The organism is Gallintestinimicrobium propionicum (assembly GCF_025567525.1).
GTDB lineage: Bacteria > Bacillota > Clostridia > Lachnospirales > Lachnospiraceae > Gallintestinimicrobium > Gallintestinimicrobium propionicum.
The window spans coordinates 12,872-36,707 of record NZ_JAOQJY010000016.1; the positions used below are offsets into that span (position 1 = coordinate 12,872).

Consider the following 23,836-nt stretch of genomic DNA (forward strand, 5'->3'; position numbering starts at 1 on the left):
CTAGGCAAGGTCCTTCTATGATAAAATAATTATCATTAGGAGGGCCTTTTATTATGGCAAGACAAAAGAAACCTGTACACAGAGTACAAATGACCGATGGTAAAAGAAACATCATTCGGCAGCTTCTCGAAGAATACGATATCGAGACTGCAGAAGACATCCAGGATGCTCTCAAAGATCTCTTAGGTGGCACCATTAAAGAAATGATGGAGGCCGAAATGGATGATCACCTTGGATACGAAAAGTCCAAGCGTTCTGACAACGATGATTATCGTAACGGCTATAAACATAAGCAGGTAAACAGTCGGTATGGTTCTATGGAAATCGAAGTCCCACAGGATCGAAAATCGACCTTTGAACCACAGATTGTGAAAAAGCGTCAGAAAGATATTTCTGATATTGATCAGAAGATCATTTCTATGTATGCAAAGGGAATGACCACTCGCCAGATCTCGGAAACAATCGAGGATATCTATGGTTTTGAAGCATCAGAAAGTTTCATATCTGATGTGACAGATAAAATACTTCCTCAGATTGAAGACTGGCAGAACCGTCCACTGGATGAGGTATATCCGATCCTTTACATCGATGCAATCCATTATTCTGTACGGGATAATGGAATCATTCGTAAACTTGCAGCTTATGTCATTCTGGGTATTCATACAGAGGGCAAAAAGGAAGTCCTGACCATTACAATCGGTGACAATGAAAGTGCGAAATACTGGCTTTCAGTCTTAAATGAACTGAAAAATCGAGGAGTTAAGGATATCCTGATCATCTGCGCCGACGGCCTTACAGGCATTAAGGAAGCGATTGCAACAGCGTTTCCCAAAACAGAATACCAGAGATGTATTGTTCATCAGGTAAGAAATACTCTGAAATACGTTCCGGATAAGGATAGAAAAGCCTTTGCTACAGACTTAAAAACCATCTATCAGGCTGCTGACGAGCAGAAAGCTCTGGCTGCCTTAGACCGTATAACTGAAAAATGGACTCCCAAATACCCGAATTCCATGAAGCGTTGGAAGGACAACTGGGATGCTGTTTCACCTATTTTTAAGTTCTCAACCACTGTCAGAAAGGTCATTTACACGACAAATGCGATAGAATCACTGAATTCCACCTACCGGAAGCTGAATCGCCAAAGGAGCGTATTTCCAAGCGATACCGCCCTGTTAAAAGCCCTGTATTTGTCCACTTTTGAGGCTACGAAAAAGTGGACTACCACAATCCGGGATTGGGGCCAGGTCTATGGAGAACTGAGTATTATGTACGAAGGACGCTTACCTGAATAATCAAAAGACAGCTTAAAAAGACAGGCGGGAAACCGCCTGCCCTTGACATTCCTGTAAGCAACTGTTATATATAAAACAAGGGCGATAAGCCTAATCCGTAAGCTTATTGCCCTTAATTATCATAGAAGAATCTTATTTACAGAGATTTTCTCATACACTCAAATCCGAAAGATGAAGGAGGCAATTAAATGATTAGAATACTAAATTTACTTGTATTAATTCTAAATACTTTTGTATTAATAGCAGGACAATTTCCAAATGATGTTACAGATACACAAGAATACAGAAATCTTGTGTATATACTTATTATTGCACTTATCTTATTGATTCTAACTGATATTTTTCAGGGTATTTCTGAATTCATACTCTCATTTACACGCTATGAAGAAAACAAAACCTTGATTTCTTCTGCAGTAGGTATTTTTCTAGCCCTTATTACTTCATATATTCTATTCAATCTGCCAATGATACAGACCATATTGAATGCAATAAAATAATTCCATATATGAATTTCATAAAAAAATCAGTTTAATGAAAGGAATAAATAGGATGCGTAGACAAGATTTTCTAAACAATTTTGGGGGATACTACTTAATGCTTGAGAAAAAATTAATGACTACATTTAATTATGTAGGGTTATCTACTTCAAATTTTTCTACATTTTCAAATGAATATGCCTTATTAATACAAAGTATTGGTGCAGAATTAGACTCTTTCTTTAGAGACCGTTTCAAGTTTTGTGTAAACGTTAAAAACTGATATAAGATTTGTGAATAGTTACAAATGGGCAGAGCCGGTTTTCCGGATTCTGCCCATATCTGCATTATACAGTAGTTTTTAGGCATGTCAATAAAACCTGCCTAAAATTGACTGTTTTACAGGTTCCGTCCTGCCAGACGTTCTTCAAAATAAATTTCAAGCTGGGAATGGATCTGTCCCCAGTCCTGCCTGTGACCGGTCCATTTTTTCATGATATCCATGGTTGCCAAATACAGCATTTTCAAAAGGCTGTCATCCGACGGAAAAACCGTTTTGCTTTTGGTCACTTTCCGGAGCTGACGGTTGAAGCCTTCAATGGCATTTGTGGTGTAAATCAGGCGTCTTACTGCCTCTGGATATTTGAAATAAGTGGACAGGATTGCCCAGTTATCATTCCAGGATTTATAGATTTTCGGGTACTTGGAATCCCATTTATCTTTGAACAATTCTAACTCATTTAAAGCTGTTTCTTCCGTTGGAGCTGCATATACAAGCTTCAGATCAGCCATCAGTTTTTTGATGTCTTTGTATGAAACAAACTTTGTTGAATTACGGATCTGATGGATGATACACTGCTGAATCTCTGTTTTTGGATAAACAGCCTCGATTGCCTGTGGAAATCCATTTAAACCATCAACGCATGCGATCAGGATATCCTCAACGCCTCTGTTTTTTAATCCATTCATGATAGAAAGCCAGAACTTCGCACTTTCGTTCTCTCCAACATACATTCCAAGGACATCTTTTTTTCCGCTCATGTCGATACCAAGAGCAATGTAAACCGCACGTTTTACGATACGTCCTTCGCTGCGGACATGATAGTGGATCGCATCCATAAATACTACAGCATACACTTCTTCCAGAGGACGTTCCTGCCATTCCTTTACAATCGGCAGGATTTTGTCTGTGATCCGGCTGATTGTGCTATCAGAAATATCAATATCGTATAATTCACGCATGTGGGATTCAATGTCTCCGGTGGTCATTCCTTTGGCATACATGGAAAGTATTTTTTCTTCCATGTCCTGAGTTACGGTATTTTGATATTTTTTAATCAGCTGTGGTTCGTAATCACCGTTACGATCCCTTGGGATCGCCACATCCATATCTCCATAACTGGTGTGCATGGTTTTGCTGGAATGACCGTTTCTGCTGTTGTCTGTTTCTTTGTTACGATAATCATACTTGGAATATCCTAATTCTTCATCCAGTTCCTCGTCCAAAGCACCTTCCAATAGGACAGACATCATGTCACGCATGATGCCATTTACATCGGTGCCGTCTTTGATGCTGATATCATTATTTTTCAGATAATCACGCATCATTTCTCTCATTGCTGCTTTTTGTGGGCTGTCTTTTCTTCTTGCCATAAAAATAACCTCCAAACTGAGTAATTTTATCTTACATCAGTTTGGAGGTTTACACAAACTTTGGGATACTCCCGCCGCACGTTAGTGCGACAGCCCCATGTTCTATCAATATATCTGATAGCTCTCTATTTACTTTCATATTCAGAATTCTTTGTGTTCCCACAACCGAGGTCTAACGCTACAACAACAGTTACTTTCCTCACAAGCTCTTTTTCCCTGTGATTTTCACTAATTTTGTTGAAACTGAAAAACTCTACAAAGTGCGTAAATTCAAGGATTTCTACATATCCTTTCTGTGTAGTCCCACCACAATCTCCACATGTCATGTACTTATGAACATACTTACCCATCATACGTTCATTTACAACTAACACTAAAAATCTATATAATCGCTTTAATAATTCCAATAACTCCTGTTATGGTCCAACATCAAAAGATTTTCTATTTCACAGCTCAAATTATCTTCCATAGTTATCCCTTATTTCTTCACTGCATACATTTCTCTTAATAGATTAGTAACCTCACTTGGTTTTATCTCATCCTTATGAAACAGAAAATCCATTGTTGTAACATAACCAAGATTAGGCATTCCATTGTTTTCCCTACTCAGTTCTTTTAATTTATCATCTTTATCTATCACAATCTGTATTTCGGGTGATATATAATAATTCTCTGTATATTTAAAAATCCAGTAATTAATAAGCTCTAGTTTCTTCTCAAGAGACATACAATTCATCTGATGATGCAGTCTTCGATATAACCTATCTCGTCTATGATAAAAAGCATAAACAATCGAATAGTCATTCATCGGAAACACACCTATATGAATGTTTTGCATCCTTACCTCTGGTCTCATATCATAAATATTATTTATCTCAATACCTTCTGTATCTTTTGGTAATGCTACTAATGTTTGTGTTGAAATCGGAACTACATATGGAATTTTTTCCCACATGATAATCTTAAAATTATTGCAAGAATTCTTATACAAAACATCCTTATATAAATTCAATTCATCCATATAATCTTTATTATCAAGTTGCTGTATTTCTTCCATTACTTCAACATTTTGCAAAATACCTTTCTGTTTTCCTTTTTGATATATTCTTTTTTCCTGATTTCGTTTAGAAAGCATTAACAAAATATCCTTTAATGCTATTTCTGCCAGCATTTTTTCTGTCGGTATTTCTTGTAAGGCATCTACATTTTCATACTCTTGAAACAGCTTACTATCGCAATCTCGACAAATAAAATGAAAAGTTCCCGAATTACTTATACCTTTTTCCTTGTCTACAACAGGTATTTCAATCAACTTATTTGCATGATATAGTTTACCTGCTTTAGCAATATTCTTGAGCACCATTTTAGGTACAGAATGAGAATTACAAAAACTAGTCTGTTCTTTTCCACAAAGAATACATTTTTCTGGTTTTGTCTCTTCTTGGATTTTTCTCATAAAATCATTTATATCTTTTTTTATTTTTATTTCATCTATTTCTTCCGGTATATCAAACATAGGCATACTTTCTCTTGCTCGCATTACTCAAAATGTATAAAATTCATTGATATTTTCCACACACCTTCATTCTTAGCATTTCTTTCATAACTTCCTCTATCTGCTTTGCCTTATCAAGACATACAAAATAAAAATTATTAATTATTGAGAATAATATCTATTATATCTTTCTTTCCTTTAGTGTACAATCCCCTATTATCAGCATACTTACTTTCCAATTCTTCCTTCACCCTCTGATACCGCAAAGCCATATTCTCATTAGCATTTAGACAATCTCTAAAATGAATATAATTCCTCCACTCAATTCCATTCCACTTCACAACATGAATATGGTGTGTCCTGATATCCTTTTCCATATCACCCATTACATAAAGAATCTGATTTTCCACATCCGAACCACGATAAAAGATTCCTTCCTTCTGTAACTGCTCATTATATGACATTATTTTCTCAAAATCAGTTACCCCAACGGCAATATCAATAATCGGTTTTGCTTTAATTGCCGGTATTGCTGTACTTCCAATATGCTGTATATCAATAGCATCATCTCCTAATATAGATTTAAATATTTTGATTGTTTGAATGGCAGCCTCATCCCACTGTTTATCATGTGGTTCAAGCTGCACTATTCCCCTTTTTAATCCTAATGACATAGCAATCTCCTTAATATTACATCACAATTTCACTGTCGAAATATTGTTTCTGAAAATGAATCTGTCTCCTGATTTCTTCCTTTGAAAAAGTCATTCCGTCAGGCACAACTACCCACTTTTCTTCTATATCATCTTTTCTCCGAACAATGGCAATAATTTTACCTGTAAACTTCTTTACTGGGTCATTTACACCTAATATATAAGCGTCCTGCTCTTCTCCATCTAGTGCCATAACTCCTTCAATGTCACCATAATTTATTGGATAATACATATCCTTATATTCAGGATGATAACTTCCTAATGGTCTATAGACTGTGACAGTTACTGTTGCTCCAATTATAGAATTATTTTTTACCTGTAAATACTTCTCTATCAATTTCGGCTGTATCAACGGATATGTCCAGTTCTCAGGCAACTCATTCATAAGCACAACTTTCTCCATTTCGCTATGTAATTCTTTCGCAAATTCAGTTATCTCTGCAAAACAAAGCAGTCCAAACGTTTCTTCACCGGTATCATTTACTCTAGTTTTACCTGTCACCGAATATACGCATATTGGTTTTATCTCAAATTTGATAGCTCCAGTCTCTTCCTGCAACTCCCTTTTAGCTGTTTCAAAAATATCCTCCCCATCTTCTCTATGCCCTCCCGGCACTTCATATGTATCTCTTTCTTTATGCTTGCAAAATACCCACTTGCCGTTACTCTGTGAGATAATTACTGCAAATTTCAATAGTTCGTCATTAACTGTATCATAAAATCTTACTTCCACCATATTTCCTCTCCATGTACATATCTATAATATTTCATTCTCAATAAAATCCGCAATTCCCTCTTCGTCATTTGAACCAATTACAATATCCGCTCTCTCTTTTACCTCATCAATCGCATTCCCCATTGCAACACCTGTTCCACATAATTCAAGCATTCCGATATCTGCATAATCATCTCCAAATGCAATAATTGAATCTGTACTAAATCCACATACTTCCGTAATCTTCATAATTGCGTTTTCTTTCGTCACATTCTTTTTTGTAAACTTGTACCAAAATCCATCAGAGAAACGAATACAATCACAATCAGAGAGACTTCGAGCCAGCTTATCTGCCTTATCTTGATTAAATATCTCGACACACATTTTTAATGAACATTCGTTAAAATCTGAAAAATCTGTATAAATACTATCTCCCCAACTCTTATCTAACTTCTTAGGATCTATTTTATAATTCCAATAATGTGCATCTATTGTATCTATCGTAATTTCGCAATCATTTCCACAAATATTTCTTGCCATGTCAATCATCACATTCGTTTCTTCTTCGGAAAATTCTGCCCTATAAATATATTCTGTTTTGTATTTTACTAATGCCCCTCCACTCGATATTAAAATATCGGGCATCAATTCATTTAAAAATACCAAAGAGTTTTGCTCACTTCTGGAGGTGGAAACACCTATCAATATATCATTTTCCCTGCATTTTTTTAGAGCTGATAATGTTCTTGTTGATATTGTTTTTTCACTCTGTAATAAAGTTCCGTCTAAATCAAATAAAAGAAGTTTGCATTTCTTCATATCATTTTTTCCTTTTCATTCTTCTGAATAATTACATTTGCATCAATTACTCTCCCCACAAATAGAGCCAAACTAGAGCCATTTGATAAAACAAATGCCGAAAGCCTGCATATACAATGGGGTCCCTCCTCTGCTACGCAGCGGTCCTCCCCATTGTCATGAATACAAGCTTTCGGCATTTTAATTTGTTTATTCCAGTTCAATCGTCCCAGGCGGCTTACTCGTCAAATCGTAGAGTACGCGGTTGACGCCTTTCACCTCATTGATGACGCGGGTCATAACTTTGAACAGCACGTCAAACGGGATTTCTGCAGCTTCTGCGGTCATAAAATCAGATGTGATGACTGCGCGCAGCGCAACTGCATAATCGTAGGTTCTTTCATCGCCCATAACGCCAACAGAACGCATGTTGGTCAGCGCTGCAAAGAACTGTCCCAGTCCTTTGTCGCAGCCTGCTTTGGCAAGCTCTTCGCGGTAGATAGCGTCTGCATCCTGAACGATGCGAACTTTCTCCGGAGTCACCTCGCCTACAATACGAACACCCAGACCAGGACCGGGGAACGGCTGACGGTATACAAGGTATTCGGGAATGCCAAGTTCCAGACCGGCACGACGAACCTCATCTTTAAACAGAAGACGCAGCGGCTCGATGATTTCCTTGAAATCAACGCAGTCCGGAAGACCGCCTACGTTATGATGAGACTTGATCACAGCAGATTTACCGAGACCACTCTCGATTACGTCCGGATAAATCGTTCCCTGTACGAGGAAATCCACAGCACCGATTTTCTTTGCTTCTTCTTCGAATACTCGGATAAATTCTTCTCCAATAATCTTACGTTTTTTTTCAGGATCAGAAACACCCGCCAGTTTGGAATAGAAACGTTCCTGTGCGTTTACGCGGATAAAGTTTAAGTCGTACTGACCGTCCGGGCCGAATACAGCTTCTACTTCATCTCCTTCGTTTTTACGAAGCAGACCATGATCTACAAACACGCAGGTCAGCTGCTTGCCGACCGCCTTGGACAGCAGAACTGCTGCAACAGAAGAATCCACACCGCCGGAAAGTGCACACAGCACCTTGCCGTCTCCAACCTTTTCACGGATCTGGTGGATCGTTGTCTCCACGAAAGAATCCATCTTCCAGTCGCCTGTGCATCCACAGATATCATATACGAAATTGGAAAGCATCTTAGTGCCTTCCTGAGTATGCATAACCTCCGGATGGAACTGTACTGCATACAGCTTCTTCTCTGCATTTTCCATTCCTGCAACCGGACACACTGGTGTATGGGCTGTAATTTTGAATTTCTCCGGTGCTTTTTCAATATAATCGGTATGACTCATCCAACAGATCGTGCTGGGGGATACATTTTTAAATAATGCAGATTCTGTATCCACTGCAACCTCAGTTTTACCATATTCGCTGACAGGCGCAGTTTTTACGCTGCCGCCCAGCATATAGGACATAAGCTGTGATCCATAACAGATTCCCAGAATCGGAATACCCATTTCGAATATCTCTTTCGGGCATCTGGGGGAATCCTCTCCGTATACACTGTTGGGACCACCTGTAAAGATGATACCCTTAGGGTTCATTTCCCGGATCTTATCCAGACTGAGCGTATAAGGATGCACTTCACAATATACATTACATTCTCTGACTCTTCTGGCAATCAGCTGATTGTACTGTCCGCCAAAGTCAAGAACAATAACAAGTTCCCGATCCATTCGTCTCCTCCTCGAGTTAATTTTGAAACAACAGGGCCAACAGTCTGAAAAAGTGTACCCGCACTCCATGACCACTGACCTGATATCATCATAATGAACAATTATAGTTGGAATCCCCTGTTCTGTCAAAGGTTTTCCATGCCGTTTCCTTTTCTGATTTACGAAAAAGATCGACCATCGCACCGATTAATCATTCACCATCTAAGGTCAGTGCAATTCGGTAACCTTATTTCAACTTTTTTGCGCAAAATGCTCCCATTTATGTCCCTTATATCGGAGCACATAGAAGATTTCCCGCACAACCCAGTCGATAAACATCGCCATCCAAATGGAAACCAGGCCAAAGTGACAAACATAAGTGAATACGTAAGCAAGCACGACTCGAAATACCCACATGGAAAAAATAGCAACACTCATCGGCCAGACTACATCGCCTGCTGCCCTCAGTGTATTCGGAACGCCAAACGCCGGCATCCAAAGAAATGCACTTGCAACCGCATGGATCCGTACAATCTGAATCGTCAGCTGAGCTGCATCCGGTCCGAGATTGAAAAAGGTTACCAGTATCGGAGCTGACAGGTAAAGAATGATCGACAGACAGCCGATCCCGATCATCGCATCCCTGCAAAGACGTCTGGTATAATAACGCGCCTGGTCATATCTTCCTGCGCCAACGCATACGCTGACTACCGATACGATCGCAAGGTTGATGGCAAAGCCCGGCAGGTTATTCCAGTTCGCAATTGTGCCCGTAACCGCATTTGCAGCGATCGCAGAAGTCCCCATTGTTGCGACTGCACTCATAACGAGAATTTTACCCAGCTGGAACATGCTATTTTCCAGACCGTTTGGAATCGCGATATACAGGATCTTCTTAATCAGACTGCCATTAAACTTCCAGGTAATCTGCCCGCAGAGGTTGATTTCTTTTTTGGTTTGGAACATCAACAAAAAAATCACAACTGCCGCTACATATCTGGAAATGGTAGTCGGGATCGCAACGCCTGCTACGCCCATGTGCAAACCATAAATGCAGATCGCATTGCCGACCACATTGATTACATTCATCAGCAAGGATACCCACATCGTCACCTTTGATTCGTTCATCGCCCGAAACAACGCCGCACAGGAATTATATATAGCAAGTGCAACAAACGAATACGTCGTGATAATCAGATAGGTCTTGCTCGCCTTCATAACGTCATCCTCGATTTTACCGAACATCAGACGCAGCAGCGGATCATGTGCCGTTATAAAAATAACGGAAATAACGAACGCGAGCAGTGTGGCGAACAATAAGATCTGCCATGCCGACTTACATGCGTCCTCTCTTTTCTTTTTCCCAAGGAAATGTCCTGAAACGACTGCACCGCCGGTTGCCAGAGCAGAGAACACATTGATCAGCAAAATGTTGACCGTGTCTACCAGTGAAACGCCTGAAACCGCCGCTTCTCCCGCCGCAGAAACCATAATCGTATCCGCCATTCCAACAGCAATTGCAAGAATCTGTTCAATGATCAGCGGTATAATCAGCTTCCGCAGATCCTTCCCCGAATAAAGCATTTTCCCCTCCATCCCGCAAAATATGCGGTTTTTTATTTCTCATTTGTCTGGCTTTTTCCCTTACGCTGAGTATAGCATATTTTCCCTGTCCCCGTAATATCTTGTAAAAAATGTTCTTTAGGGGATTTTATGAAAGAATATATTGAAGAACGTGCCCTGGCAGTAGCCGGCTATATTATCGAATCCAACGCGACCGTCCGACAAGCTGCCCGTCAGTTTGGAATCAGCAAATCCACTGTACATAAAGATATCACGGAACGTCTGATGCAGGTCAATCCGGCTCTGGCAAAAGAAGCCCGAAAGGTACTCGATATCAACAAATCCGAGCGCCATATCCGCGGCGGTATGGCAACCAAGGAAAAATATGAGCACGAGCATCTGCTGCACGCCTGCCAGAGAGCCGTATCCTGAATTTGACAGCACTCACCGCAGCAGTTCCAACAGTTCCTCGCGGGTCAGACCCTGCGCCTGCAGGCTCTCCCCTCCGAGGATTCTGTCTGAAAGCTGCAGCTTGCGTTCCTGCAGCTCCACGATTTTCTCTTCAATCGTCCCTTTGGCAAGAATCCGGTAAACATTGACCACATTTTTCTGCCCGATCCGGTGTGCACGGTCCGTCGCCTGATTCTGTACTGCGCTGTTCCACCACGGATCGAAATGGATCACCACGTCTGCCGCCGTGAGATTCAACCCGGTTCCTCCCGCTTTCAGAGAAATACAGAATACCGGAACTTCATCGTGCGCAAACGACTCCACCATTTCGATTCTCTTTTCTTTCGGAGTCGCGCCGGTCAGCATGTGGCTTGCAATCTTTTCCTCCTCCAAAATCCGGTACAGGCGTTCCAGCATCGTTGTAAACTGAGAAAACAGGAGTACCTTGTGCCCGTTTTCCACTGCGTTTCGGATCAGCCCACGCACAAGCTCTGTCTTTGCAGATCCTCCTTTATAATTATCATACAAAAGCGCCGGATCGCAGCAAAGCTGTCTAAGGCGCGTCAGTTCCGCCAGAATTTCGATCTTATCCGTCCGGATTTCCTCGTCGGATTTTTCCTCCAGCATCAGCTTCATACGTCTGACATGGGCATCATACAGCTCCTGCTGCTCCCCATCCATATCGGCATACAGGTTTTCCTCCAGCTTGTCCGGCAAATCCTGCAGCACTTCTTTTTTCAGGCGCCGCAGGACGAATGGACGGATCAGCCGCTGCAGCCGCTTCGCAGCGTCTTCGTCCTTATGCTGGACAATCGGCTGTTCCAGCTCTGTCCGAAACCGCTGATAGCTGTACAAATACCCGGGCATGAGATAATCAAAAATGCTCCACAATTCACTCAGCCGGTTCTCTATCGGTGTACCCGTCAGCGCAAGCCGGAATCCGGTCTGAACCTGCTTGACTGCCCTCGCCGCCTGCGTTCCGTGATTTTTGATATACTGCGCTTCATCGATCACCTCGCAGAAAAAATGAAGCTCCTGATAGTCTGTGATATCCCGACGGAGCAGATCATAGGACGTAATCAATACATCCACTTCTTTCCAGCGATCCAGAACTTCCTTGCGCTGCTGAACATTTCCCGTTACCATATCCGCTTTCAGCGAAGGCGCAAACCGTTCCAGCTCATGCTTCCAGTTATAAACAAGTGACGCCGGACAGACGATCAGGCTGCATCCGGTGTGCTCTACTAATAGGAAGCTGATGACCTGCAGCGTTTTTCCAAGCCCCATATCGTCCGCCAGAATTCCGCCGAACTGGTTACTGTAAAGCATTCCAATCCACGCGGCACCGGCTTTCTGATATTCCCGTAAAATTCCTTTTAAAGAGTCCGGCACATATTCCTTTTCGAAATCCGGATTCTGCAGCTTCTCGATCCGACTCGCGAAAGATACATCCCGAATCACCTCCATCATGGCGTTTTCCTGCAGCGTCTCATCCAGATACAGCATCCGGTACGCCGGAACCTCGATTTTGTCCTGCATCAGCTGCTTATCTGTCAGCTGCAGCGCCTGGCGCACCTCCTGCAGGGATTCCAGACCATTTTCTTCCATATTTACAAAGTCGCCGTTCTTGAGCCGGTAGAATTTTCGTTTCCGATCATAACGGGACAAAATTTCCATCAGCTCTTCCCTCGGCATATCCTGAGAAGACACTGTCAGCTCCAACAAGTCGCCGCCCATGGAAATTCCAACGGATACGCCGTGCGACGGCAGAACCCGCACTTTTTTCAGTGCGTCGGAAACATACACCTCACCGATTGCAGAAAGCTGCACGATTCCTTCTGTCAGGAGACGGTAAAACAATTCATCGTCCTGATAAATAATCATTTCTTTTTTCAGATCATCATAAGTGTTGCAATAGGAGCTTAAAATCCGCGCTGCTTCCGACTCGCTGACAAGATCCCGCCTGTCGATATCCTCTATCAAATCGTATACACTATACTCCCGTTCTCCATAGCAGGCGATTGCACGACAGCTGACCATTTCCTCCTGCGGCATATCCAGATAAAACCGGAATTTTACTGCCGCCAATTCCGTTTGCTTTTCCCCGACTCCTTTGATCTCGCATTGAAAATGTTCTTTTAATACCGGCATCAACTGTCTGAAAAATGCCGGCAAATCCTCTTCCTGCAAAAAAGCCGTCCGGTTCGGGAGCTTTTTCATACAGTCCAAAAATTCGGTCACTTCTCCCAGCCCTTCATTGGAAACCCGATAAATCAGTCCGTCCTTAAAATACACCTGATCCCGTTCACAGGCATATCCGAACACATTTTCCAGGGAAAGCTCTGCACCGCCTTCCGTTCCCGTCAGCTGCAGTCTGCGTTCCAGCGCTGCGTCCGTGACATGCCAACTGCTCTCCGTTCCATCCAGCTGTACGGAAAATACCCGGTTTCCCATCGCGTCCAGAAATCCATCCAGTCCCCAGCCATCCAGCACGATCGTCCGAGCTTTCGGAAGCGCCGCCCGATACAGATAGGAATAACCGCTCGTCTGCAGATATGCCTTTTCATAACGGCCAACCCACTGCTCCAGAAATTCCACAAGCGGCCGCGATTCTTCGGTAAAGCTTCCTTTTATATGAACAAATTCCAGACTTTTTCCATAGGAATAGCTGCTTTGCTCCCGAAGCGCACGGATCATGGAAAAAATATCCTTTACAATATACATCCTGCCGATCCCGATCCGAAATTCCGCCCGGCATTCACGCGTATCACAAATAAGAAGCGGCTCCAGCCGCACCTTCCCGAAGCTTTCTTCCTGCAGAACCGGAAGCATATGCCGGGCAGTCTGTTTCTGCAGAAGCTCTTTTAACTGTCTGGTCGTCTTCCGCTTCGGAACACCGGCAAGAAGCATGCTATCGCTTCTGGAGGCTGTAGTATTTCCCGGGGATCTGCGATTTTCCTGAATCTTTATCCCGTCCGCAGCTTCACCGATTTCTTTCTGGAAGCCTTCCAGCCCACGCTGTTTCAAGAACTCCGGCAGGCTCATATGCTCTTCTTCCACCCGGTCCGGATTTTCCAGATAATACAAAAGCACCGCCGTACAATGCTTGCACAGACCCTCATAGGAATAAAATGCAGGGCAATCGCACCATGCCTCCTGCACGCTGTCTTCTTCCTCATCCAGCAGGATCCTCACGTTATAAAGATTTCTCCCGCTCCCTTTGACGTCCGCCTGAATCTGCCTGCCTTTTTTCGTAGTTTTTATCTGAAACCGCCTGATCTTGCCCTGCCGCCAGATATCTACCCCTCTGGAATAAGAATACCCTGCCAGCTTTCGAATCTGTTCCCGTGTGATCATGCTGTAAGCCTCCGCTCCCGCTGTCTGCGGTTCGTTCCTGCTGCCCCTGCCGATGGCTGCGATGCAGCTTGACTGCGATGCAGCTCGACTGCATTGTGCTCTCGCCAACCTCATCCTTTTATTATAGCAAGGAACTTTCTCTCCTACAACATACGCCGCGGGATTTCCGGAAAATTTGGTATTACAGTTCACTCGTCCCTTACGATTTTATGAACTGCTCTGCGCTTCTGCTTCCAGCAAAAGCCCAAAATAAACTGCCTGCCGTCTGAAAAAGGAGGTATCTTCCAATATTTCATGCTCCTGATGGTACCCCTGCGGCACGATCAGGGAATCCAATTCTGTTCCGAGATAACTGCTCAGCGCATAAAAATTGTCCAGTGATGGCAATGCTTTGCCCTGAAACCAGTTATAGATAGACTGCATCGCCGCCAGCCCCAAAAATTGTTTGATTTCTTTTGCCTCGATATTTTTCTTAATACAGGCTTCTTTTAACCTCTGTCCTGTCCGTAACACATCGATAAGCGGATATCCTGTCATTTCTGTCCCTCCTTGCTGTCTCTCCATCTTCTCTGTTTTGCCCTTCTCCCGTTTGTTTCCTTTCTGTCTGCTTTTGTTATTGTAACTGTTCCGTACCCTCACAGTTACGCGCAAAAATCCATTTCAAATCGGCTGCGCCGATAGGATTTTTGCCTTCTCGTCTAAGTTCTCTTACGGTCAGCGCAGTAAATGCGCAGACCTGCGGAACAATTACTTGTTATTTTCTATTTATTCTGCCGCATTGCATGTCCCATTGTACGGACTCGCACCAAAAGATTCGTTACAGCTTACTGGAAAAGACCCGCCGCACAGCCATGCGGAATTCCCGCGCCCGGACAGCGCTGACCGTTCTCATGGATTTCAACCCGTCCGGCAACTCCGGCAGGTCTGTATCATCAATCAAAATTTAAACTATCTTTCTATCTTTTCTACCAGACTAAATTCTGTTTGCTTGGGGCACAACTACCGGGGAGGGTAGTGTGTCTGGGGTCCGTTTTGGGAATTTCGTGCGGAGGGTCTGAGCAATCCGTTTTGTTATACGTATCATTCTGTCCTATTGAGGAGGATGTGCACTACACATTGTCTAAAGCCAATGGGCTTCCTGCTTCGCAGACCTCTTCAAAGTTTTGCATCCACCTCCAAACAGGCGCGGCGGATTCAGGTCTCCTGCTGCTACACTTCAATCCAGGTCGCAGCATTTGACAGCGCAAGCTTCGTGTCCAGCTCCAGAAGTAATTCTTCCCTGCTCTCCTGAATCCTTTCTGTCAGACTGCGGAGCTTCGACAGCTCCTGTGCAGAAAGGATAGGCTGCGGCGGCTTGAGCTGTCCAGCGTTGGCACGGCTGCCTTTCTCCTGCCCGGCGCTGCCTCTTCCTGCAGACGGATTCTGCAAAATCACTACATTTCCTTTCAGTGCCGGGCGGCGTCCAGACGGATTCTGACCGTGCTTGGAAAACGTCTTCTGTTTTTTCAAAATGCTTTCCAAGCGATTCGTCAACAGCTGTTCAAATGCAGTGTCTGCTGTCTCTTTATCGTTCAGGCGGCTGCGCAGGGCGACTGCCTCCGAGACGGTCATATAGCCGCGCGAGGTATCCAGCCATGTCTCTCCGTTCGATATGGCGACCGCGCTGCAGATCGAATCATACCGGAGGATCAGGGCCTGGATCTGCTGCAGGGCAGCATCGAGGTGCGCACCGCAATGCGCACTTGTCCCGTCAGATACCGCACCATGCCCTATGTTGCCAGACACAGCTGACTGTGCCTGCTTTCTGCCTGTCTTGGACGCGTCGAACCGCGCGCTTCTCCGTTCTGCAAAAGCGCCGTCCGTGCCTGCCTCCCTTCCCAGCCGTCCGATCTTCTTCGTGATCCGCTTCTTTAAAAGTTCGCGCTCCTTCAGCGCCTCTGTCACCGTCATCCTGCTCTTCATCGTCATCGCCCCTGTCTGCATTGTGAACTCCCCATCGCCTTATGCCAGTGGGATTGCGGCAGCCTGTTTTTTACTCTGTTATCATTTTATTCCAGATTTTTACGTCTGTCATCCAGTTACAAACTGATTGACAAACTGATGTTCTGTACGTTAAAATATTTTTTTACGATACCTTCCGCTGATTCGCAGCTCAGCTTTCCTGCGAAAAGAGACACGCGAACTGCGGCACATTTTCCGGGTCGATTCTTGTCAAAAATTTCGCATTCCTATATACTGATATAGGATGATGCAGGATTGTGAGAATGCGCAGCACAGAACACTCTACAGACCTCAAGGTCGGGGCTTTTGCCATGTTGCCCACGGACCCATCCGGCATCATAGATATAAAAAACCACTCCGCAAGGATTGCCCTGCATGGGATTGTCACTGCTGCAGGACAGAATGAGAGGTTATATGATACAGCTTCAGACAAAATTCAGTCGGCAGGTCGATGAACATAACGTTCTCCCGGAATATCCGCGGCCGTCGCTGGTTCGTACTTCTTATTTGAATTTAAACGGGCGCTGGGAATGCGCCTTTTCCAAAACACCGGAAATCCCGCTTTCCTTCGATTTGAGCATTCTGGTCCCCTTTTCCCCGGAATGTCAGCTTTCAGGCGTTTCCAGACAGCTAAAGCCCGGCGAATATCTCTGGTACCGCCGCACCATCACCCTCGCAAAGCCACAGCAGGATAAGCGCATCCTGCTCCATTTCGGCGCTGCAGACCAGACGGCGGAGGTCTTTGTCAATCGGATTTCTGCAGTGCGTCACTGCGGCGGCTATCTGCCTTTTTCTGCAGATATCACGGATTATCTCCAAGAGGGCGACAACGAACTGATCGTCCGGATTCAGGATGAAAGCAACACGTCCTGGCATGCGCGCGGCAAGCAGTCCTTAAAGCCCGGCGGCATGTTTTATACGGCGCAGAGCGGCCTGTGGCAGACGGTCTGGATGGAAATTGTTCCAGTCAATTATATAGAACAGATTTTTTATCACACCGACTATGATCAGGGACTCGTCCACTTAAAAGTGCTGACACAGCATTCCGCCCCGGTCGAATGCGTGATCTCCGGCAAAGACATGGAGCCGGTCTGCATAAACGGTATGACCAACTCCGAGCTGATCGTTTCCCTGCCCGATTTCCATCCCTGGACACCGGAAGACCCGTTTTTATATCTCGTCAGCCTGAAAAGCAGCGCCGACCGCGTATCCAGCTATTTTGCGATGCGAAAATGCGATATCCAGACTGCGCCGGACGGCACACAGCGCTTTTTCTTAAACAATAAACCGTATTTTCAGGCGGGTGTGCTGGATCAGGGCTACTGGCCGGAAAGCCTCTACACCGCACCGACGGATGAAGCGCTGATCGCCGATATTTCGCGGATGAAGGAGCTCGGCTTCAACATGCTGCGCAAACACGCCAAAATCGAGCCCGAGCGTTTTTACTACCACTGCGACCAGCTGGGCATGCTCGTCTGGCAGGATATGGTAAACGGCGGTTCCGCCTATAAACACTGGTTCGTCACCTATCTGGCGACTTTGATGAACTGGAACCATATTTCTTTTTCCGACGATGAAAAGCACGCCGGTCTGCTCTCCCGGCTCCATCCCGAGGGAAAAGACGAATTCCGGCGCGAAATCACAGAAACCATCGCCTTTTTGTACAACCATCCCAGTATCGTCGTCTGGGTTCCATTTAATGAAGGCTGGGGGCAGTTCGACGCGCTCGCGGCCTGCGAACAAATCCGCACCCTCGATTCCTCCCGGTTGGTCGATCACGCAAGCGGCTGGTTTGACCAGAAGGGCGGCGATATTTTGAGCCTGCATTATTATTTTCTGAAATTAAAATTCAAACCGGAAAGCAAACGCGCGGCGGCGCTGACCGAATTCGGGGGATATTCCCTTTCGATCCCCGGACACAGCTGCTGTAAAAAAGTATACGGCTACAAAAAATTCAACTCCACCGGTACGCTGACCTACGGCTATATCGACCTGATCCGACAGACGATTCTGCCCGCTGTCAAGAAAGGCATCGGCGCGACCGTGTATACACAGCTTTCCGACATTGAAGAGGAAACAAACGGAATTTATACTTACGACAGAGAAATCTGTAAAATTGACCCCGACACGCTCCGCAAATGGAACCGGGCGCTCAAAGAAGCTGGAGAATGTAAAACATATGCCGACCATACTACCGATCACTGATTTTCTTGACCCGCAGCTGGACATCTATGCCCGTCTTTCCGAAAATCAGCTGTTAAACCGCTGCGACCCGCAGAATGGAATTTTTATTGCTGAAAGCCCAAAGGTCATCGAACGCGCGCTGGACGCCGGCTGCATCCCGATCTCTTTTCTGACGGAGGACAGACATCTGGAAAATCAGGCGCTTCCGTTTCTGGAACGCTGCCCGGATATCCCGTTTTTTTCCGCCCCATTTGAGGTGCTCACACAGCTGACAGGCTTTGCCCTGACCCGCGGTATGCTCTGCGCTATGAAACGTCCGAAGCTTCCCTCTGTGGAAGAGCTTTGTCAGGCTTCCAGCCGTCTTGTTATTCTGGAAAATATTATGAACCCTACCAACATCGGCGCAATTTTCCGCTCCGCTGCCGCTCTCGGCATGGACGGCGTACTGCTGACCTCTGACTGCTCCAACCCGCTTTACCGGCGCGCGATCCGTGTCAGCATGGGAACCGTTTTCCAGATTCCCTGGACCTTCCTGGACAGCAGCTGGCCGCTTCCGGGGATTTCCGAATTAAAAAATCACGGCTTCCACACCGTTTCAATGGCGCTTCGCTGTGATTCTGTTTCGATTGATGATCCAAAACTTTCTTCCAAACAAAAGCTCGCTGTCATCCTCGGCTCCGAGGGGGAAGGACTGTTGGATGAAACCATCGACAACTGCGACGACACCGTCTGTATCCCGATGTTCCACGGAGTGGATTCCTTAAATGTTGCCGCTGCAAGCGCAGTCGCATTCTGGGAGCTGGGGAAAAAATAAACCAGGTCTCAAGGCAGCCCGTCGCGCGCCTCAGTTCAGCAAGAGATAATCTGCTGTTCAAACCGTATCAAAATGGTTCAAAAACCCCGGAAAATCAAGGTTTTCCGGAGTTTTACTGTATCTAAACTCAGCTGTATGGTTTGACCAAATTTGAATAATTGAATATAAATTTGATGCAGCACTCAGTATAAAATGACTAGGTGCTTTTTGTCCATACAGAATTGGATATGTACTAGGAATTTGACTGAAGAAAATGTTTTGCCCGTGAATGTGAAGCCAACATAACAAAATAAAAACAGATGAGAAAGAGTGGCAGTAACCATACCCCAATCCATTGTCCGAGAATACCGAACACGGCTGGTGCCAACATAATCCCCAGATACGAAGCTGCCATCTGTATTCCCATAATGTTTTGAGAAATATTTTCTCCAAAATTCTCAGGGGTTAAATAGTTTAAGTTTGGAAATAACGGCCCGTTACCAAAGCCGATCAAGAAAAAGCCTATAACGGATGTTGTCAGGAAAGGCATAAAGAGCAAGAGAATTCCTGCACCAAGAACAATTTGCCCCAATCGAATGATTTTCCAGCTATGTAGCCGCACAGCTAATAAACCGGAACAAAATCGTCCAAGCGTAAGGCCAATATAATATAACATAACTACTTGAGCCGCGTTGGCAATCGGCATATTTTTATTTTCAACGAGAAATGTACTGCACCAATTACCACAGGTATATTCTATTCCGCAAGATGTTATAAACATACAGCAGATTTCTTTGACTCCTGGCATCCGGACCATTGTACGAAAAGAAAGACCGGATGCATGGCGTACAGAAGCAGAAGATACCGAAATCTTAGTTTTGCCCCAAAGGGTTATTGTGGCTATCAATAATAATAGAATTGCAAATTGAATACTGGCGGCAGTTTGGTACCCGGTGCGCCAGTTTCCTTGTGATCCAATAATTTTTGATAAGATATATGGGCTGGCCGATACACCTACACCGTAGAAACAGTGTAAAAAGCTCATGTGTATTGCGGAATAATGGAGGGCAACGTAATTGTTAAGTGCAATATCGATTGCTCCTGCGCCTAATCCAAGAGGTAAGGCGCAGACGCATAACAAGTAAAAGTTATTAGAAAAGGAAAATAGCAACAACGCAATTGCCGTTAATGCCGTGCTGAATATACAAATAAATCCAGTTCCAAATCGAGCAAGCAACCGTGAACTTAAAAGACTGGAAATAATAGTTCCGCAGGATATTATGATTGTTACAAAACTTCCATAGGAAATGGGCAAAGTTAGTTCAGAGTAAATAGCTGGCCAAGCTGTCCCAAATAGTGAATCAGGAATTCCTAAACTAATAAACGCAATGTAAATAACAAGTAATAAGAGCGTCGTCATTTCATATCTCCTTGTTGTTCAGAGTGATTTATACATTTTGTCTTTTTGTACGACTTTTAGCATCGCCGATTTTAAGAATAAATCCTACTGGACAATCAGATTATGGAATAATTTTTCTATTTATCGGCGGCAAGCCTGCAAAAGCACCTTACCACACCAAAACCTCACAGCCATCCTCTGTTACCGCAACGGTAACCTCCCACTGTGCGGACGGCTTGCCGTCATCTGTATAAATCGTCCAGCCATTATCGGCGTCCTGATAAATTTCAGCTGTTCCAGCATTTACCATCGGCTCAATCGTAAATACCATTCCGGGTACCATCAGCATTTCTGTCCCCTTTGGCGTTACATAGCTGACAAAGGGATCTTCATGAAATTCCAGTCCAACGCCATGTCCGCCGATATCCACAACGATACTATAGCCGTTTTCCTTTGCATGACGGTTGACCGCATCCGCCATATCCCCCAGAAATGTCCACGGTTTTACCGCCTTGATGCCCTCTTCCACGCACTCCTTTGCAACCCGCACGAGCTTTTCCTTATCCGGCGTCGTCTTTCCGATGATAAACATTCTCGAAGAATCGGAGAAATATCCTTTGTAAATCGTAGAAACATCGACGTTAATGATATCGCCCTCTTTTAAGATCACGTCCTCACTTGGAATACCGTGGCATACCTCGTCGTTGATGGAAGTGCAAACGCTCTTCGGGAATCCCTCGTAGCCGAGCGGAGCCGGGATGCCGCCCAGTTCGCGGGTCTTGTCGTCAACCCATTTGTTGATCTGCTCTGTGCTGATTCCGGCACAGATATTCTCTGCCACATAATCCAGAACGGCGATATTCACTTTACCGCTCTCCCGGATGCCCTCGATCTGCTCCGGCGTCTTGATTATATCATGTCCGGGCACGATATGTCCTTCCAGCTCAAAGCCATGAATCTTTTCATCAAACCGCATGTGGCAATTCTTGTACTTTTTGCCGCTGCCGCACCAGCACGGGTCGTTACGTTCCAGTTTCTTACTCATTTTCTGTGTTTTCCTCCAGTTCTCCGGCTTCAATTCTGGCAGCTTTTTCTTCCAGATACATCCACCGCTCCATTTTTTCTTCGAGCTTTGCAGAAGCCTCTTCCTTTTGCTTCGACAACTCGTTTAAACGGACAAAGTCCGTCGCCGCCTTCAGAATATCCTCGTCCAGTCGACAGACCAAATCTTCCAGATCCGCCATCTCCTGTTCAATCGTATCATAATCCTTCTGTTCCTGATAGGTAAATTTCAGCTTCCGCGCAGGCTTTTTCCAGGTTGCCCTTGCAGACTCGCCCCTTTCCCCTGAGGTTTCTTTTCTGCCGCCGTTTCCGGCTTCTGTTATACTGTCAAATTCCTGCGTCTCCATACTTTTACGCAGCGCATAATCGCTGTAATTGCCTTCGTACTGCTGCAGATGTCCGCCCTCTTCGAAGGCGAAAATCCGGCTCACCGTCCGGTCGAGAAAATACCGGTCATGGGAAACGATGATGACGATCCCCTCAAAATGATCCAGATAATCCTCAAGCACTGTCAGTGTTGTGATGTCGAGGTCGTTGGTCGGCTCATCCAAAATGAGAACATTGGGCGCGCCCATCAGCACCCGCAGCAGATTCAGCCGCCGTTTTTCCCCACCGGAAAGGCGCCCGATCTCCGTATACTGCTCGCTTCCTTCAAACAAAAAGCGCTCCAGCATCTTCGCCGCAGACACGCTTCCCTCCGTCGTCGGCACAAATTCCGCAACCTCACGGACATAGTCAATCACGCGCATATTCGGATCCATATGCGTCACTTCCTGCGCATAATAGCCGATTTTCACAGTCTGTCCGACGATAATTTCACCACTGTCGGGCTGTTCCTTTCCGGTCAAAAGCTTCATCAGCGTCGTCTTTCCGCATCCGTTTGCGCCGATAAACGCGACACGGTCATTTTTCAGAAAAATATACGAAAAGTCGTGAATCAGAATTCTGTCCCCGTATCCCTTTTCCACATGACGGGCTTCCAGGGTCGTCCTGCCAAGGCGCGTGGAAATGCTGCCGAGCTCCACCTGTCCGTCCGTCTCCGGCGCCTTGCGATTTTTCAGCTCTTCATAGCGTTCCAGACGCGCTTTCTGCTTTGTCGAACGCGCCCGCGCACCGCGCTGTACCCATGCAAGCTCTGTCCGAAGGGTATTCTGGCGCTTTAGCTCCGTTGCCTGTGCCATTTCTTCCCGCTGCGCCTTTAATTCCAGATAACCGGCATAGTTCGTGTCGTAAGAATAAAGCTTTCCCTTGTCGACCTCTGCGATCCGATTGCACACACTGTCTAAGAAATACCGGTCATGAGTAATCATCACCAATGCCTCTTTGCGCTGTTTTAGCTGCTCCTCCAGCCAGTCCGCCATTTCATGGTCCAGATGGTTCGTCGGCTCGTCCAGAAGCAAAATATCCGCTTCCTTTAATAAAACGCTCACCAGCGCAAGGCGTTTTCTCTGTCCACCGGATAGCTCGCCCGATTTCTGGTCAAAATTCGAAACGCCCAGCTTCGTCAGCATCGTTTTCGCCTTTGTCACAAGCGCCGCCGCATCCTGATGATCCCGCTTCTCTGCCTGTCCGGATTCCGGTCCGGACAACTCCCTGTGTCCTGCCAGCACACAGTCAAGGGCCGTCATTTCCGGATCAAAGACCGGATGCTGGGGCAGATAGGCGATCACCGCATGGTTCGCTTTCGTCACTGTACCCTCGTCCGTCTCTTCCAGCCCCGCCATGATTTTTAACAGCGTGGACTTGCCGGTTCCGTTGATGCCGATGATCCCGACCTTTTCGCCCTCCTGTAGAAAAAACGACGTATCGTCAAACAGCTGCCGTCGGCTGTATGATTTTGATAAATGTTCTATGGAAAGTAAATTCATTGCAATCCTCATTTCTGCTGCGGTCATTTTGGTCAGTTTTCTCTAACTTCTGTTCACGAACTGCCAGAACGCCATTTCTATTATAATTCTCCCCCTGCATTCGTGCAAGAAGTTGTTTTTTTCCATTGTTTTTCCATGGCAAAACGTGGTACAGTGCACTCGTAGCTTACTCATAGCTTTCTATGGATAGATTTTCTGCTCGCAGAAAAATCTATCTGCAGGAAGCTGCGAATGGCGCGACTGTGTAGGCAGATTTCCCGCCCGCAAAAAATGTATTTACGAA

Annotated in this window: 21 protein-coding genes; 6 read left to right on the top strand and 15 right to left on the bottom strand. The window is 45.1% G+C overall.

The annotated features are described in order from the left end of the window. Positions 1-53: 53 nt before the first annotated feature. From OCV62_RS12065 to OCV62_RS12075, 3 genes are all read left to right on the top strand, one after another. The gene (locus OCV62_RS12065; protein ID WP_262586969.1) at positions 54-1,295 is read left to right on the top strand and encodes an IS256 family transposase; all 1,242 of its coding nucleotides are present in this window, start codon (positions 54-56) and stop codon (positions 1,293-1,295) included. Positions 1,296-1,483: 188 nt separating this feature from the next. Next, positions 1,484-1,792, top strand: coding sequence for a hypothetical protein (locus OCV62_RS12070; protein ID WP_055940454.1), 309 nt, complete (start codon positions 1,484-1,486; stop codon positions 1,790-1,792). 34 nt (positions 1,793-1,826) lie between these two features. Further along, positions 1,827-2,054: a hypothetical protein gene (locus tag OCV62_RS12075; protein ID WP_262586973.1), complete on the top strand. Its 228-nt coding sequence runs from the start codon at positions 1,827-1,829 to the stop codon at positions 2,052-2,054. 116 nt (positions 2,055-2,170) lie between these two features. Here the strand turns inward: OCV62_RS12075 and OCV62_RS12080 are convergent, their stop codons facing one another. The 8 genes from OCV62_RS12080 to OCV62_RS12120 form a co-directional block, all read right to left on the bottom strand. Then, on the bottom strand, positions 2,171-3,388 hold the full coding sequence (locus OCV62_RS12080; protein ID WP_262587051.1) for an IS256 family transposase: 1,218 nt from the start codon (positions 3,386-3,388) through the stop codon (positions 2,171-2,173). A 161-nt stretch (positions 3,389-3,549) separates the two neighbouring features. After that, complete coding sequence (locus tag OCV62_RS12085) at positions 3,550-3,831, bottom strand: hypothetical protein (RefSeq protein WP_262586975.1); 282 nt, start codon at positions 3,829-3,831, stop codon at positions 3,550-3,552. A gap of 71 nt (positions 3,832-3,902) precedes the next feature. Beyond that, complete coding sequence (locus tag OCV62_RS12090) at positions 3,903-4,940, bottom strand: hypothetical protein (RefSeq protein WP_262586977.1); 1,038 nt, start codon at positions 4,938-4,940, stop codon at positions 3,903-3,905. Between the two features lie 137 nt (positions 4,941-5,077). Continuing rightward, entirely contained in the window at positions 5,078-5,593 is a 516-nt protein-coding gene (locus OCV62_RS12095; protein ID WP_262586979.1) for a GrpB family protein, read from the bottom strand. 16 nt (positions 5,594-5,609) lie between these two features. Continuing rightward, the gene (locus tag OCV62_RS18170) at positions 5,610-6,368 is read right to left on the bottom strand and encodes an NUDIX hydrolase (protein ID WP_317258849.1); all 759 of its coding nucleotides are present in this window, start codon (positions 6,366-6,368) and stop codon (positions 5,610-5,612) included. A gap of 21 nt (positions 6,369-6,389) precedes the next feature. After that, positions 6,390-7,166 (bottom strand): Cof-type HAD-IIB family hydrolase, encoded by a 777-nt coding sequence (locus OCV62_RS12110; RefSeq protein ID WP_118583662.1) that lies wholly within the window; start codon positions 7,164-7,166, stop codon positions 6,390-6,392. 189 nt (positions 7,167-7,355) lie between these two features. Further along, a complete protein-coding gene (gene guaA, locus OCV62_RS12115) occupies positions 7,356-8,897 on the bottom strand; it encodes a glutamine-hydrolyzing GMP synthase (RefSeq protein ID WP_021915155.1) in 1,542 nt (513 codons plus the stop codon). A 231-nt stretch (positions 8,898-9,128) separates the two neighbouring features. Continuing rightward, positions 9,129-10,460 (bottom strand): MATE family efflux transporter, encoded by a 1,332-nt coding sequence (locus OCV62_RS12120; protein WP_021915156.1) that lies wholly within the window; start codon positions 10,458-10,460, stop codon positions 9,129-9,131. A gap of 129 nt (positions 10,461-10,589) precedes the next feature. Here OCV62_RS12120 and spoIIID point away from each other — a divergent pair, with 129 nt between their 5' ends. Continuing rightward, positions 10,590-10,871 carry a sporulation transcriptional regulator SpoIIID gene (gene spoIIID / locus OCV62_RS12125; protein WP_021915157.1) on the top strand — a complete coding sequence of 94 codons (282 nt, stop codon included), beginning with the start codon at positions 10,590-10,592 and terminating at the stop codon, positions 10,869-10,871. 12 nt (positions 10,872-10,883) lie between these two features. Here the strand turns inward: spoIIID and OCV62_RS12130 are convergent, their stop codons facing one another. The 4 genes from OCV62_RS12130 to OCV62_RS12145 all read right to left on the bottom strand — a co-directional run bounded on the left by OCV62_RS12130 (position 10,884) and on the right by OCV62_RS12145 (position 16,229). Then, the gene (locus OCV62_RS12130) at positions 10,884-14,246 is read right to left on the bottom strand and encodes a DEAD/DEAH box helicase (protein WP_262586984.1); all 3,363 of its coding nucleotides are present in this window, start codon (positions 14,244-14,246) and stop codon (positions 10,884-10,886) included. Positions 14,247-14,453: 207 nt separating this feature from the next. Then, positions 14,454-14,783, bottom strand: a complete 330-nt coding sequence (locus OCV62_RS12135) for a helix-turn-helix domain-containing protein (protein ID WP_021915159.1) — start codon at positions 14,781-14,783, stop codon at positions 14,454-14,456. Positions 14,784-15,063: 280 nt separating this feature from the next. After that, on the bottom strand, positions 15,064-15,186 hold the full coding sequence (locus tag OCV62_RS12140) for a hypothetical protein (protein ID WP_262586987.1): 123 nt from the start codon (positions 15,184-15,186) through the stop codon (positions 15,064-15,066). 269 nt (positions 15,187-15,455) lie between these two features. Beyond that, the gene (locus tag OCV62_RS12145) at positions 15,456-16,229 is read right to left on the bottom strand and encodes a hypothetical protein (protein ID WP_262586988.1); all 774 of its coding nucleotides are present in this window, start codon (positions 16,227-16,229) and stop codon (positions 15,456-15,458) included. Between the two features lie 432 nt (positions 16,230-16,661). On the opposite strand from OCV62_RS12145, the gene OCV62_RS12150 reads away from it, so the two are divergent. Together OCV62_RS12150 and OCV62_RS12155 are read left to right on the top strand one after the other, a co-directional pair. Further along, positions 16,662-18,452, top strand: a complete 1,791-nt coding sequence (locus OCV62_RS12150; RefSeq protein ID WP_262586990.1) for a glycoside hydrolase family 2 protein — start codon at positions 16,662-16,664, stop codon at positions 18,450-18,452. Then, on the top strand, positions 18,427-19,245 hold the full coding sequence (locus OCV62_RS12155; protein WP_021915162.1) for a TrmH family RNA methyltransferase: 819 nt from the start codon (positions 18,427-18,429) through the stop codon (positions 19,243-19,245). The genes OCV62_RS12150 and OCV62_RS12155 overlap by 26 nt, the downstream gene beginning before the upstream one ends. Before the next feature lie 232 nt (positions 19,246-19,477). On the opposite strand, the gene OCV62_RS12160 is transcribed toward OCV62_RS12155, so the two are convergent. From OCV62_RS12160 to OCV62_RS12170, 3 genes are all read right to left on the bottom strand, one after another. Further along, positions 19,478-20,644: an MFS transporter gene (locus OCV62_RS12160; RefSeq protein ID WP_118496770.1), complete on the bottom strand. Its 1,167-nt coding sequence runs from the start codon at positions 20,642-20,644 to the stop codon at positions 19,478-19,480. Positions 20,645-20,792: 148 nt separating this feature from the next. Then, positions 20,793-21,668, bottom strand: coding sequence for a methionyl aminopeptidase (locus OCV62_RS12165; protein ID WP_021915170.1), 876 nt, complete (start codon positions 21,666-21,668; stop codon positions 20,793-20,795). Further along, on the bottom strand, positions 21,661-23,553 hold the full coding sequence (locus OCV62_RS12170) for an ABC-F family ATP-binding cassette domain-containing protein (RefSeq protein WP_262586993.1): 1,893 nt from the start codon (positions 23,551-23,553) through the stop codon (positions 21,661-21,663). The genes OCV62_RS12165 and OCV62_RS12170 overlap by 8 nt, the downstream gene beginning before the upstream one ends. Positions 23,554-23,836 lie beyond the last annotated feature (283 nt).